General features: G+C 63.3%; 15 protein-coding genes. 10 read left to right on the plus strand and 5 right to left on the minus strand.

All coding sequences use genetic code 11. From position 1 onward, the window contains the following. From NU1_RS41425 to NU1_RS15030, 4 genes are read left to right on the plus strand one after another with little or no spacing between them, the layout of a single operon-like run. Entirely contained in the window at window positions 1-207 is a 207-nt protein-coding gene (locus tag NU1_RS41425) for a hypothetical protein (RefSeq protein ID WP_157552280.1), read from the plus strand. A 6-nt stretch (window positions 208-213) separates the two neighbouring features. Then, entirely contained in the window at window positions 214-438 is a 225-nt protein-coding gene (locus NU1_RS41430; RefSeq protein WP_157552282.1) for a hypothetical protein, read from the plus strand. A gap of 17 nt (window positions 439-455) precedes the next feature. Continuing rightward, window positions 456-1445: a hypothetical protein gene (locus tag NU1_RS15025; RefSeq protein ID WP_157552284.1), complete on the plus strand. Its 990-nt coding sequence runs from the start codon at window positions 456-458 to the stop codon at window positions 1443-1445. Beyond that, a complete protein-coding gene (locus NU1_RS15030) occupies window positions 1442-2449 on the plus strand; it encodes a hypothetical protein (protein WP_157552286.1) in 1008 nt (335 codons plus the stop codon). The genes NU1_RS15025 and NU1_RS15030 overlap by 4 nt, the downstream gene beginning before the upstream one ends. Before the next feature lie 132 nt (window positions 2450-2581). Here the strand turns inward: NU1_RS15030 and NU1_RS15035 are convergent, their stop codons facing one another. Further along, window positions 2582-2920 carry a DUF397 domain-containing protein gene (locus NU1_RS15035; protein ID WP_067521841.1) on the minus strand — a complete coding sequence of 113 codons (339 nt, stop codon included), beginning with the start codon at window positions 2918-2920 and terminating at the stop codon, window positions 2582-2584. Next, entirely contained in the window at window positions 2907-3797 is an 891-nt protein-coding gene (locus NU1_RS43240; protein WP_067521843.1) for a helix-turn-helix domain-containing protein, read from the minus strand. The genes NU1_RS15035 and NU1_RS43240 overlap by 14 nt, the downstream gene beginning before the upstream one ends. 423 nt (window positions 3798-4220) lie before the next feature. Here NU1_RS43240 and NU1_RS15045 point away from each other — a divergent pair, with 423 nt between their 5' ends. The 3 genes from NU1_RS15045 (at window position 4221) to NU1_RS15055 (ending at window position 5437) form a co-directional block, all read left to right on the plus strand. Next, window positions 4221-4643, plus strand: a complete 423-nt coding sequence (locus NU1_RS15045) for a DUF4254 domain-containing protein (RefSeq protein ID WP_067521845.1) — start codon at window positions 4221-4223, stop codon at window positions 4641-4643. 140 nt (window positions 4644-4783) lie between these two features. Further along, on the plus strand, window positions 4784-4972 hold the full coding sequence (locus NU1_RS15050) for a hypothetical protein (RefSeq protein ID WP_067521847.1): 189 nt from the start codon (window positions 4784-4786) through the stop codon (window positions 4970-4972). A gap of 129 nt (window positions 4973-5101) precedes the next feature. Then, on the plus strand, window positions 5102-5437 hold the full coding sequence (locus NU1_RS15055; protein WP_157552288.1) for a hypothetical protein: 336 nt from the start codon (window positions 5102-5104) through the stop codon (window positions 5435-5437). A gap of 127 nt (window positions 5438-5564) precedes the next feature. On the opposite strand, the gene NU1_RS15060 is transcribed toward NU1_RS15055, so the two are convergent. Next, window positions 5565-6770, minus strand: coding sequence for an FAD-dependent monooxygenase (locus NU1_RS15060; protein WP_067521850.1), 1206 nt, complete (start codon window positions 6768-6770; stop codon window positions 5565-5567). 59 nt (window positions 6771-6829) lie between these two features. Between NU1_RS15060 and NU1_RS15065 the strand changes: the two genes are divergently transcribed. The 3 genes from NU1_RS15065 (at window position 6830) to fxsT (ending at window position 10908) form a co-directional block, all read left to right on the plus strand. Further along, window positions 6830-7408, plus strand: coding sequence for a TetR/AcrR family transcriptional regulator (locus NU1_RS15065; protein ID WP_067521851.1), 579 nt, complete (start codon window positions 6830-6832; stop codon window positions 7406-7408). A gap of 691 nt (window positions 7409-8099) precedes the next feature. Further along, window positions 8100-8336, plus strand: a complete 237-nt coding sequence (locus NU1_RS15070) for a helix-turn-helix transcriptional regulator (RefSeq protein ID WP_067521853.1) — start codon at window positions 8100-8102, stop codon at window positions 8334-8336. A 10-nt stretch (window positions 8337-8346) separates the two neighbouring features. Beyond that, a complete protein-coding gene (gene fxsT, locus NU1_RS15075) occupies window positions 8347-10908 on the plus strand; it encodes an FxSxx-COOH system tetratricopeptide repeat protein (RefSeq protein WP_067521855.1) in 2562 nt (853 codons plus the stop codon). Window positions 10909-10917: 9 nt separating this feature from the next. Here fxsT and NU1_RS15080 read toward each other — a convergent pair whose 3' ends face one another. Together NU1_RS15080 and NU1_RS15085 are read right to left on the minus strand one after the other, a co-directional pair. Continuing rightward, window positions 10918-11823, minus strand: coding sequence for a 2-hydroxyacid dehydrogenase (locus NU1_RS15080; RefSeq protein ID WP_067521857.1), 906 nt, complete (start codon window positions 11821-11823; stop codon window positions 10918-10920). 60 nt (window positions 11824-11883) lie between these two features. Continuing rightward, window positions 11884-12285 (minus strand): DUF4231 domain-containing protein, encoded by a 402-nt coding sequence (locus tag NU1_RS15085; protein WP_067521859.1) that lies wholly within the window; start codon window positions 12283-12285, stop codon window positions 11884-11886. Window positions 12286-12919 lie beyond the last annotated feature (634 nt).

Raw genomic sequence — 12919 nt, forward strand, 5'->3', positions numbered from 1 at the left:
ATGAGTTCGCTGGATCTCCCACCCGAGCTCATGGCCGCGTTGAACACACCGGCGCCAGACCCCGCCACCACGCCCGAACCGGAAAGCGAATCGCCTGGTAAAGACGGCGGGCAAGGTGTCGACCCCAGTTGGGCCGGTGAAATGAGTTACGAGGAGCGGATGTTCCGGGCGGAGAACTCCCGCATCGCCGCAGAACCACCCTGGTGACGTTGAGTGGGGCGAGGACACGCGGCGGCAAACAACGAGCGCGAGGGGCCGGTGTCGATAACCGGCGCGGGTATCGACCCGATGATGGTGGCTGCGCGAACCTCGACCTCCCAGGTCGTTGCCGTGCGAACCCTCACCGCCCCGCCGGTTTCGAAACAGGATCTGGCCGAGGACGAGCGCCTGCTCACCGCACGGTGGTCATGGACGGCGAGAACGCCGAGCGATGGATAGAGCACGGAGGAAGAGCAGTGGGGTCGGTGTGGCGATGGGTGTGGGCAATGGTCGGGGTGGCGGTTGTCGCGCTACCCGGGTGTGGGACCGAGGTGCCGGGTACACCCGAGGCCGCACCGGTCGACCTGTGTTCGGCGCTGTCCCTGGATGAGGCACGAGACCTTCTCGATACCGGAGCGCAGACACACGACGACCGGTCGAAGATCGTGCTGCAGAAGGGAATCGACTGGGATTCCTACTACCAGGGCCCGGTCGCGGAATGCCGATATGCGCCATTGATCGGGGCCAGCGACGGGATCGTGGTGTCGTATCCGCTCGGCGATCCGGCCCTCGATATCGCGGACTTGATCAAGGGTGTCTACGACACCGGGGTGCAGGATATCGAGATCGGGCCCGACAAGGCGGTGCTGGTGCGGCGCGATCGATTGGCGGGGGCCGCGGTCGAACATGGCACGACGCAAGTCGCGGTCAGCTGGCAACGCCTCAGCCTCGACGATGACTCGATCAGCGAGGAGGAGATGACGGACCTGACTGCGAAGGTCGCCGGACGTCTTCCGGAGCGAATGGTGTTGGCCGAGAACGATTCTCCGATCGAATGCGAGCAGGTGCGATCCGCCGACCGGCTCGTGGGCGCGGTGTCGTTCGGGTTCGGAAATATCGTGGACAACATCATGACCTGCGATTTCGCTGGGCCCGACGGGCTGCTGCAGGTCGAGGCGCGGGCAGAGAGCCGAGCTGGTGATATCGCCAGGCGCGCCGAGAGCGCGCGCGATGTACGGCAGGAGGAAGAGGTGACCCCGCCGGTCTCCGACGACGCGGTCACCTTCCTATGGCCTCCCGCCAACGCCAGATTCGAGATCACGACCTTCCTCATCGACCGCGCGGAGATTCGGATCGAGTTCCGGCACACGCAGTACGACCACACCATCGCCACCGAGTTCGACGAGGACAAGCGCACGATCACCGAAGACTCGATCGCCGCGGTGCGGGCATGGGAGCCGCGATGAACACCGGAATGCGGCAGTGGCCGCTCGTGGCGGCCCTCGTTCTCGCGGCCGGATGCTCGACCAGCATCAGTGGTGACGCAATGCCGATCAATGCGGACGGCGATCTGCCATATGCGCGTTCGCTGACCGAGACCGACCGGGATCGGCTCGGCTACTACGCGATGATCCGATCGTTGGATCCCTGTGGCCTCCTGGATATGGCGGCGCTGCGCGATCTCGGCGCGTTACGCCGCTTCGACGCCGAGAACACGGTCAACGGATGCCGGGCCGAAATCGAGGTCGACCGGAGCGATCCCACGCGCAGCAGGCTCGAGGTCGAGCTGTCGTTCGTCGACGACTGGGACCGCACGGACTGGACGACCATCACCGTCGGCGGTCAGTCGATCGGGGAAAGCGTGCAGAACTCGCCGGACCAAGCCCTTGGTAGCAACACCTGCCGAAGCAAGATCCCGTTCGACGGCGAGTACGACCTGCTACTCACGGTATCCCGGCGAACCGACGAGGCCGCGTGTCCTCAAGCCCGCACCATCGTGGCGGCCACTCTGCCGCTGCTGTCCCAGCGGCCACTCCGTGAGAGCTCCGAACGTAAAGCACGGCACGCGATCTCGATGCACGACCCGTGTGGATCATTCGAACCCTTGGCAGCGGCGCACACGATCACCCTCGATCGTAGGACCACACCATGGAGCTGCGTCTTCTACCTCGACGGAGACGATGACCAGGCTAAACGAACCATAACGATGAGTTCGACCGCCATGAGCCGTCTCGAACGGTCCTCCGGCGGCGCCACTGCGACTTCGGTGGCGGGCAACGCCGCGATCCGTTCTCCTCTCGCCACTGTCTGCGAGGTCGAGGTCGCTGTCGGCGATCCTCCCGATGGCAACAACTACGACCCGATCGCGGGCTCGAAATCAGTGACCAGCACCATTGTTGTCAGGGGACCCGACTGCGATTCGGCGGCGGAGCTCGCCGATATCGCTGTCACCACCTACCTACACGGCTGAACCGATGGGGTGGTCATGATCTGCGCCGATGTGCTGGTGACCCTGTCTGGTCTGGCTGGGTGATTCTCGCTTCTCGACGAAACCGACATCCACTTTGCTGTATAGACCGTGTCCACAGTCGGGCGAGGAGGCTCAGAGGGGAAAGTCGAATTCGCCGTCGGCGGTTGCGGCGAGGAAGGCACGCCACTCGTCTTGGTCGAAGTGGAGCGTGACAGGGGCGTCCAAAGCTTCGATGAGCGTGCCGGTGCCGTTGAGGGATACGGTGACCGTACCGTTCGCGCTGGGTCGGCCCGCGCCGACTTCGGAGAGCAGCGTGACCCAAGCGTCCTTGGTGAAGGTGATGGTGCCGTCGTCGGGGCGCTTACTGTGCCTCAGATACACGCGTTCTCCGGCGGGCGCTACCTCAACGCAATTCTCGCCCGCGCCACTGTAACTGGACTTGCGCCAGTGGAGGCGATCACTGTTGCTCACCCGCTGCTCCCTGATCTTCTTGTGCTGCAAGAATTTCGATGCGGCTTTGGATGAAATCGGCGGAGTCGGCCGTCGACAGCGCCGTTCTGCAAAGCCGATCAGCCACCATCCTATACTCCTCGACCAGGTCTTCCTCTTGCACATACAGTGCGCCAGAGGGGTATTCGATATAGCCGATGGATTGAGCCTGGCAGAAGTCGAGGAGCATGAAGTCGCCGTCGAGGCCGTCGTGTACCGCGACGGCAGTGGGCATTACGTGCAACTCGACATTGTCCAGCCTCATCAGCTCGATCAGGTGCTCGAGCTGGCCGCGCATCACCTGCGGACCGCCGATCATCCGCTCGAGGACATGTTCCTCGATCACTGCACGGAACCGCAGGTTGTCTACCCCCGCGAGGCGCTGTCGGGCCATGCGTGCCCGAACGACCTGTGGGACATCCCGGGGTGCTACGCGAAGATCTCCGTCAAGTTGCGCCGTTGCGTAGTCGGCGGTCTGCAGCTGACCCGGCAACAACTGGGGCTCGTAGGTGAAGGCGGCGGTGGCAAGTCCTTCGAGTCCGACGAACGTTTTGAACCATCCGGGCAGTACGTCCCGGAATGGCGCCCACCAGGTGGTTTGGTCGGCGCGGGCCGCCAATGACGTGATCCGGTCCCGGTGTGCAACGCCGACACCATAGAAGGTCAGCAGCTTGTCGACCTCATCGGGTTGTTGCTGGATCTTGGCGGTTTCGAGTGAGTTGATACGCGATTGCGCGCAGCCGAGGATTCTGGCTGCTTCGACCTGGGTCTTGCTGACGCGTTCGCGGGCGACGCGCAGATCGTGGCCGATCAGGAAACGCAGCGCGGACGGGTCGAAGCGCTTATCGGGCTCGGGCATCGGATTCCTCCTTGATGGATGCACGATAGCCAATCGGCACATTCAAGATTGAAACACCGACGGATCTCTCACAGTAGAGATTGTGATCGAGATATATCTGAGCTAGAGTCTGAGTATCAGGAAATGAGACCTGCATCACAGTGGGGATCAGGTAGTCGATGTCTCCGATGCGGGTTCGCTGCGAGAGCAGATGGGCGGACGTGACCGATGCGGAAACGGAGACTGCGGCAACGAACGCAGGTTCGGTCGGCCTGTGGAACTCCTTCGTCTTCCGCCAGACATCTCAGGATTGCCGAACGGCTCGGAGTAGATATCCGGGGCGAGGCGAGCAGGAGAGATGCGCAAATGCGGATTCTGCTGGAAATCAATAAGAACCATGCCGGTGCCGCGCGGTCGGCTACCAGCGACAGGGGATGAGTGCACATGGACCTGTTACCTGCGAAGAACCGCGTCTTGGCTGCCTGCCGGGGCGACATTCAGGAGGACCATCCGCTGCTGCGTTGGGCCGAAGCCCTCGCGGATCTTCATCAGGAGCGGTTGAGTACCGAACCGGTGGCACGCGCAGCGGTCGATCAACGGCGTGCTGCACTGGTGGACAGCATCGATCAATGGGCGAACCGGGGGCTTCCGCCCTCTCTTGGCGGTGCTCGGCTACACACGGAAAGCCTCGGTTCGGTCGTCGACCGCCTTGCCATGTTCACCGCGTGCGCGTACGCGGCGCTGGCCAGTACCTCCGAGTGGGAGCTCTGGGATGCGTGGGAGCGCTTGGCCGAGTTGGCCGTTGGCTACGACGACTTGAAGGACGAAGTCGCTACCGGGCGACGCCGGTTGCCCGGTGGGCGGTGATCGAAACCGACCGAAAGCGGGTGCACAACAATGAATTTCAGACCAGTATCCCCTGATCAAGAGCCTTTAGTTGGAAGTCCCGGACAGCAGGTCCAGCATGCGGGGAGGCGAGCGTGATGTCGATGGTATGGCCTTTTCTCATGGGTGTTGTTCTCGGTGGCCTGGTGGTATGGATCCTCATCTTGGCCCTTGCTGCCATCGACTCTCCCCGCACGGCGACCGCGCGGCACGAGGGCTGGACGGTGCGGAGCATCCAAGCCCGAATCGAACGTGAGCAAAACGAACGGCAACGCCGCGAACCCGGCCTCGGGTATCGGCGTGCTGCGTGAGGCTGAGGAACACAGTGTCTGCTTTCGTGGCATTGGCGATGCGAAACACCGCCGGGCCACGGCGATTCCGGAACAGCCGCAACGACAGGACAGGAGCACATGATGGTGAGCCGATGGGCGGGCGCCGATATGCGGCTGCGCGCCTACGGAATCGTCCTCAGTGATGAGCCGGGACTGCGAACCGATGCTGATGTCGGCGCGATCCGTACACTCGCTCGTCGTAATGGCATGCATCTGTGCGCGATTTCGGTCGTGGGCTCCGATGCTGACCTCAGCCTTCTGCTGGCAAGCTTCCCCTCGTCCGGAATCGGTGCGGTTCTCGTTCCCAGCGTGCGCCAATTGATGGGCTGGCTCGACGCCCTGCGTGCAGAAGCCGATGTGTGGACCGTTGCCCCGCGGGGATATTGGCCGAGGCGAAGCTCCGGCAAGGCTTGCAGCTTCATCTCGGCATCCGCTGTGAATTGATCCACACTCGTCCGGCCAGCCGGGGACGGCCGCGGTGTCGGCCGTTTGGCCGCCGCGGACTGGGCACGGCTCGCGAAGCGCGACTTCGCGCTCGAACTTCTCAGTAGAAGCATTCTGTGTCAGTGGGTTACCCGTCGCCGCGTATACGGGTGGTGTAGTCCGGGACCGTCATCGAGTCGTGCAGCCGTATACCTCTGGTGTTGAGCTTGGCCACCGCACGGCTGAGTGCGGCAGGCAATGCGTTGATGAGCCGGGCACCCTGGGTGAGTGCCCAGACCCCGGTGGCGGAGGCCGGAACGATTGTCTTGGCCGTGCGCAGGGCGAAGGCCCGGCTGCCCGCCACCGAGTCGGCCATCGCGGCCTCGTAGGCGGGGAAGGCGATGATGTGGTCACCTTGGGCTGCGGCGAGTTCCCCGGCGAGGGTGTAGGCGCCGAGCACGGCCAGGCTGGTGCTGCCACCGACTGCTGGTCCTGGGCAGTAGGCGGCGTCGCCGACGAGGGTGACGCGCCCGCGTGACCAGTGGTCGGTGCGTAGTTGGGTGATCGAGTCGAAGTAGAAGGCCGGGGTGTGGTCGAGTTCGGTCAGCCAGCGGTCCACCTGCGGCGCGATGCTGGTGAATGCCTCGCGGATCAACTCCTTCTGTCGCGAGACGTCGCGGTGATGGTAGTCGAGAGGTTGGTCGGCGCGGAACAGGAACGTCAGGCGGGCGTCGGGAAGGTGCTCGGCGGTGTAGATCCCGGTCACCCGGCCGATATCGAGGTAGCTCACGAACTCGCCGACATCGGCGAGTTCTCGTGGTGCCGAGATCACAGCGAAGTAGCCACCCAGATAATGCTCGGCGACCTCACCGAAGATCAGGCGCCGGACATTCGAGCGCAACCCGTCCGCACCGATCACCAGATCGAACACACGCTCCGGCCCGTTCTCGAAGCCGACTCGGCCGTCTTCGGAGATGTCGGTGATGGAATCACCGAACAGGTATTCCACATCGTTTTCGGTGGCACCGTAGTAGATCTCGCTCAGATCGTCGCGCATGATCTCCACGTGCCGGTCCGACGTCGCGGAGAACAGTTTGGCCAGGTTCAGCCCGACCGTGCGCCGCCGGGTGTGGATGGTCATCTGGTCGGTGGCGGTGGCCAGCTCCAAGATCTGGGGCAGTACGCCCATCTGTTCGGAGATCGTCATGGATGGTGTGAATAGATCCACCGCGTGGCCACCGGTCTTACGCAGGCCCGGTGCCTTCTCCACCACGGTGACGGTGAAGCCGTATCGGGTCAGCCAGTACGCCAGAACAGGACCGGCGATGGAAGCACCCGAGATGAGGACCCGCATGTCGCACCCGCTTACTTAACGGAAGGTAGAATTGCTTACTTAACGGATGGTAAGTCATTGTGGAGGTCGTGACAACGGATACCAAGCAGCGGATCCAGGCGGTGGCCAGAGAGTTGTTCGCCCAGAAGGGTGTGACGAACACCAGCCTGCAGGACATCGCCGATCGGCTGTCGATCACCAAACCCGCGCTCTACTACCATTTTTCCTCACGCGAGGAACTGGTGCGCAGCATTGTGGAGCCGCTGTTGGCCGATGGTGAGGCCGGGGTCGAGGAGTTGGAGCAGACGCCAGACGTCCAGGTACGCACGGCGTTCGAGGTGTTCTTCGACTTCCACTTCCGTCATCGGGATGTGGTGCGGTTCCTGCTGGTCGAACCAGCCGCGCTGGCCGAACTGGGGTTGCTCGATCGCGTTTTCGACTGGCGGGAACGGCTCGCGACGATTTTGCACGGCCCTGATCCCACCGTGGCGCAGCAGATTCGAGCCGCGGTGGCACTGGGTGGCCTAGCCGACGCGACCGTCCTGTTCCCCGATGTGCCCGAGGCGCAGCTACGAGAGGTGGCGGTAGAGGCAGCGCTGGGTGCACTCTCATCGGCGCAAACCCCAGGTTCGGGCCGCCGAACACGACGGCGCAGTTGAGCTTCTCGCTCACACGCCTGACTGTTTGATGCCGCGCGAGGCTGGGTCCCATTCCCTTCGGAGCATCGGTTGGGGGAGGCTCTGTCCTCGCCACACACCCGGCGCCTTGCTGCTGAACCCGGTTGAAGGCTTGCTGTGTGCCGTAGGCCGCCCATGCCACCTGTTGTGCTGCCTCATCGACTCGCGCCTGTGCGGCTTACTTCTTCAGCGGTGGGAACCGCTGCCATCCGCTTCCACAGCGGATTCGAGCGGCGGCAGCCTCTCATAGGTCCGAGCTTAATAGCCTTGCCACGCGGCCTGATTCACCGAAGCGTCGTCAAGTCGATGCTCGGACAGATGTAGCTGCTCGCCTCCATGGTCGGACAGAACCTTGATCCGCATCCCGGCCCGCCTTCTTCACGCGACCACCCCGATCTAAGCGTGACTGAACGGTCGAAGCGGGGGTGACGATACAAAGTCCTCTCCAAACCCATCGGCTTCAGACAGTTCGGCTGTTGCACAGCGAGTTTCGGCAAGTACGCTACGCCAGACACGACAGTCCGGCGATCGGTTCCAGAGAATGCTAGCGCGAAATATGCTGGGGTGGTGTGGGATTCAACACGACACGCCTTCGGGCGAATGCTCGCGGCCCCACGCGAATGCTACTTATCGTCTGTCGACTCATAGTCATCCGAGCCCGAGGCTATGAGAGGTGGGTCCATCCTCCGAGTCCGTCCAGCCGCATCGTGCGGCGTTCGGCGGCAGGGTGCGACAACTTCGGGCCGCGCTGGGCTTGTCCCAGGAGAAGCTCGCCGACATCGCCGGATTGCACAGGACCTATGTCGGGTCGCTGGAACGCGGTGAGCGCAATGTTTCCCTCGATCAAATCTACCGCTTGGCCAAGGGCTTGAACGTCCAGGTGTCCGACCTCTTCCCAGTCGACATGTAGTGGGTGCGGGATGGCGGCCGAGGTGCGGGATTTCTTCATCAGCTATACGGGTAGGGATCGGCCGTGGGCGGAGTGGATCGCCTGGCAACTGGAGGCCGACGGCCATTCGGTCGCCTTGCAGGCCTGGGACTTCCATCCGGGCGAGAACTTCGTCGTTCGAATGCAGGAGGTCCTCGAGCACTGCACGAGGACGGTGTGCGTCGTCTCCGCCGCGTACCTCGAGTCGCGGTATTGCATCGATGAATGGACCGCGGGGTTCCTCAAGTCGAACGATACGCAGGCGCGGCTGCTGCTGGTACGGGTGGAGGACTGCACGCTACCGAGGCTGTTGAGAACCCGGATCGCCATCGATTTGTTCTCGCTGTCGAGCTCCGAGGCACGCGAGAAGCTGACGGTCGGCGTGCGAACCGGACGTCGTAAACCGTTGGCCGAGCCGCGACTTCCCGATACCGGCCGATCGCCTCGCTTCCCGGTCCCTCGGATCTGCAACCTGCCCAGCCGCTCAATGAAATTCGTCGGCCGCGACGACATCCTGATCGCCCTCGATCGCCAATTGACACACCAGTTCACCGCTGCGGTGATTCAGCCGACGACGATCGCGGGTATGGGCGGGGTCGGCAAGACACAGCTCGCGTTGACGTTCGCGCACCGGAATTCGGCCCGATACGAGATCATCTGGTGGATCCCGGGCGAGCGTTCCATGGTGGTGAGCGAGTCGCTGCATCAGTTGGCGACCAGGCTCGGCGTGCAGGGCGCCGGCGGAGCGAGCGACAGCATGGGTCCGCTGTGGGATTGGCTACGAGCACACGATAATTGGCTGATCATCTACGACAATGTGGAGGATCCGCGGGACCTCATGCCGTTCCGCCCTCCGGATACCAGGGGACACGTCATCGTGACATCCAGAAATCCATCATGGCGTGGCTACGCGGCAACGTTCAAGCTCGACGTGCTGAGCCGAGCCGAATCCATTCAATTCCTGCTGTCGCGTACAGATTTGACAGATCGCGACGCCGCCGACGAGATAGCGGGTCTCCTCGGGGATCTGCCGCTCGCGCTGGAACAGGCAGGCGCCTACATCGAGGAATCGAACATCTCGCTCGCCGCGTATGGCGAGCTGTGGCGTTCCAGTGCCGCCGCGCTGGTGCGGCGTGGGAGATCGGCGAACTACGAGGACACCGTGGCCACCACATGGGCCGTGTCGCTGGAGAAGCTGCGCACCGTCGCGCCGAACGCGGAGTTGCTCCTGAATCTGCTGTCGTACTTGTCCGCCGACAGCGTGGGCCGTGCCCTCCTACCGAAAGCCGCCTCGACAACGCCGGCGGTTCTGCGGGCGAGTCTGGTCGATCCCCTGGACTACAACGACCTCGTGTCCGCCCTCACTCGGTACTCCCTGGTGACCGCGTCCGAGACCGACCTGTCGACACACCGTCTGGTCCAACTGGTAATCCGAGACGGCTTGAGCCCAGCCCAGCGCCAGGAGTGGTCGGGCGCGGCGATTCGACTGGTGAACGCGGCGTTCCCGAAAGATGTGGCCGATATCGATAATTGGGGTGAGTGCTCCCGCTTGCTGCCCCACGCGCTCACCGTCCTTGACCACGGTGTGCGGGAGAAGGCCGAACTCGCCACCGCCAAGGCATTGGTTGAACGTGTCGCGGGGTACTTGGCGATCCACAATCAGTACGGTCAGTCCCAGCTGCGCCAAGCCCGATGGATCTCGCAACGCACCGTCGATATCGCCACCGCGCTGGGCGATGAGGATTCCCTGTCGCTGGCAACCAGCCTCAACAGCCTCGGCCTGGTGCAACGCGACCTCGGCGAGCTGGACAAGGCGCGTGACGGCCACACCCGCGCACTCGACATCTTCACGCGTCTTCTCGGCAATCGAGATCCAGCCGTTGCCGCCACATTGAACGCGATTGGGTTGGTCAACCACGCATCCGGTCACCTTCCCGAAGCCGAAGTCGCCTACCGCGAAGCACTGGCCATCAACGAGCAGACCTACGGCCCCGAACATCCCGCCGTCGCACGCACTTTGAGCAATCTCGGTCGCGTTCATCGCGCCATGCGCCACCTGGACCAGGCGCTCACTGAACAGGAGCGCGGCCTATCGATTCGCGTGGCCAACTACGGCGACCGACATGCCGATGTCGGGTGGAGCCTCGACGGTCTGGGACTTACCAAGACGGCGCTGGGGATGCTCGAGGCCGCTGAACACGACCATCGTCGAGCCGAAGCGATCTTCACCGCCACCTACGGCGACAATCACCCTTACACCGCGCGGTGTCTGGACGGCCTCGGGCGAGTCCTGTTCCTCAAAGGTGACGCGGCCGCGTCTCGCGAGGTGCACGAGCGTGCTCTGCACATCCTCGATAGCTATTACGACCCGCAGCACCCGCACATCGCGCGGTCCCTACGTGGTCTCGCGGAGGCCCACGTCGGGTTGGGTGACAAGACCGAAGCCGTCCGGCTGCTGGCTCGAGCCTATGAGATCGACAAACAGGTATTCGGCGAATCTCATCCTTTGACACGGCGATTGGATGCAGAAATCAAGACGTTGGAAGCCTGCTGACGTACCCGCTTATCGGGCCACGACATTCTCCGGCTCGTCCCCGTTCAGCATTCTGACCAGTTGCGCGCGGATACGCCGATACGAGCTCGGCAGAAACGACGGCACCACCGAGGCGACGTGAGGGGTGATGATCACCCCAGGCATACGCCACAGCTCATGATCAGTCGGCAGCGGCTCCGGATCGGTCACATCGAGCACAGCGCGAATCCGATCCACTTTCAGCTCCGCGACAAGCGCATCGGTGTCGACCACCGCACCGCGGGCGACATTCACCAGGATGCTCCCGTCACGCATCCGCGCAAGAAAACGCTCGTCGACCATCGCGGTGGTCTCCGTATTCAGCGGCACCGCCACCACAACGATATCGGCGGCACGCAGCAAGTCCACGACATCCGCCGGCCCGAAAACGCCAGGCCGACTCGCACTTGCCACGACCGCGACGTCGACATCGAAAGCCCGCAGCAGCGCCGCCACACGCTGTCCGACCTGCCCGTACCCGAGAACGACAGCCCTGCTGCCACCCAGTTCTCCTGCCATCCGCTGGTCCCAGCGCGCCTCGAGTTGATCGCGATAAAACCCAGGGAAGCCGCGAACGGTGTTCAAAATGCCCCCGAGCACCCATTCCGCCACCGGCCGTGCATTGACACCCGACGCGTTCGCCAACAACACCCCCGGCGGAAGCCCCCCAATGATCCAGTCGTACCCGGCACCGAGGGTCTGAACCAACTGCAACTTCGGCATCCGCGCCATCTCGCGCGCAGCCCGCTGTTTCGCCCACCATGGGGGAACGAACACCTCGGCACGCTCGAACCCGGCAGGAAGTTCCTCCGTACCGGGCCAGAAGATCAGCTCCACACCCTCAGGCACGCCTCCCATGTGCTGGGCGGCGTCGGCATGCGGTACCAGAACGTGCATGACCTAGACCTTATCGCCGAACGCCGCGCGATCAGGTCAGTTGGAGCGAAGGACCGGTTGCTACGGCGTTGTCGGAGGCGGGACGGATCGTTGCGATTCGTGCTCGTCGATCCACCGCAGATTCTGTTGTGAGAGAAGCTGTTCCAGCCGCTCGGCGAGTACGGTTCGCCGGTCGCCGTCACGGTAGTTCCCGGCGTGGGCGAGATACAGATACTTTTCGCCCTTGAGCGCTTCCGCGATCGATCGATACCCGAGCCAATTGTTCTGCCACTGGAACAACTGCTGCGCGCCCTCCGCGATCACCACCGTTGCGGCGACAATGGCGGTAAGCCAGTTCCATCCCGGGACAACGGCCAGCACCGGAACCATCCCGCCGACCACGATCTGCCCGAACTTCACTCGCTTGTACATCTGTTGCGCGACCGAACTCTTGCCCCGGTACCACGCCAACTGGTCTTGCAGACGCTGCCACGTGGGTCGCCCTCGTCGCCCTCCATGTCCCGCAGTGTAGGACGAGTGTCATTGGGGAGTCGGCGAATTCGGGCAGACGGTAGGAAGTCGACACTCGTGAACACCACGCGGCGTGGCTGGGCAAGCGCCCCCTCGGCGAAATGGGCATTGCGGCAGCCTGCAAGGTTCGGGGACATAGAGAGCGACGGCGGGTTCGTCTCGAGGTGAACGTCGCCGGGTAGCGCTATCGGGGTGGAGGCGAAGGCCCGGCGTCGGGCAGCTCGCGAGCTGGTCACGACCTATTAAGAGACCCGGGCGGGGAGCTGATCAGGCAGATCGAGCACACTATAGTCCGGTTGACCGGCTCGGCAAGGCCGCTAACTGGCCGATGCCTTGGCAACATCCGGCAGCCGGAAGGACAGGCGAAGCGATCATCACCGCACGCTCGGTGCCCACACGGGAGATTGTGCACTGCAACTATTCTCGTCATCTAGACCGGATAGTCCGGCCTCTTTCAAGCCCGAGTAGCGTAACAATCCGCTTAAGTCTGCTTCGGCGGACGAATTGCTCGCAGCGATCGATGAGATGGCATAATTCGACAACATCGCGCTGAAACATATGTCGGTCGTGCTCATCGGATCAACCG

The organism is Nocardia uniformis NBRC 13702, from assembly GCF_001613345.1.
GTDB lineage: Bacteria > Actinomycetota > Actinomycetes > Mycobacteriales > Mycobacteriaceae > Nocardia > Nocardia uniformis.

Excerpts from the sequence above, each read along its gene's own strand:
- NU1_RS41425 (WP_157552280.1), top strand. The coding sequence starts at position 1 with ATGAGTTCGCTGGATCTCCCACCCGAGCTCATGGCCGCGTTGAACACA.
- NU1_RS15030 (WP_157552286.1), top strand. The coding sequence starts at position 1,442 with ATGAACACCGGAATGCGGCAGTGGCCGCTCGTGGCGGCCCTCGTTCTC.
- NU1_RS43240 (WP_067521843.1), bottom strand. The coding sequence starts at position 3,797 with ATGCCCGAGCCCGATAAGCGCTTCGACCCGTCCGCGCTGCGTTTCCTG.
- NU1_RS15045 (WP_067521845.1), top strand. The coding sequence starts at position 4,221 with ATGGACCTGTTACCTGCGAAGAACCGCGTCTTGGCTGCCTGCCGGGGC.
- NU1_RS15050 (WP_067521847.1), top strand. The coding sequence starts at position 4,784 with ATGGGTGTTGTTCTCGGTGGCCTGGTGGTATGGATCCTCATCTTGGCC.
- NU1_RS15055 (WP_157552288.1), top strand. The coding sequence starts at position 5,102 with ATGCGGCTGCGCGCCTACGGAATCGTCCTCAGTGATGAGCCGGGACTG.
- NU1_RS15060 (WP_067521850.1), bottom strand. The coding sequence starts at position 6,770 with ATGCGGGTCCTCATCTCGGGTGCTTCCATCGCCGGTCCTGTTCTGGCG.
- fxsT (WP_067521855.1), top strand. The coding sequence starts at position 8,347 with ATGGCGGCCGAGGTGCGGGATTTCTTCATCAGCTATACGGGTAGGGAT.
- NU1_RS15080 (WP_067521857.1), bottom strand. The coding sequence starts at position 11,823 with ATGCACGTTCTGGTACCGCATGCCGACGCCGCCCAGCACATGGGAGGC.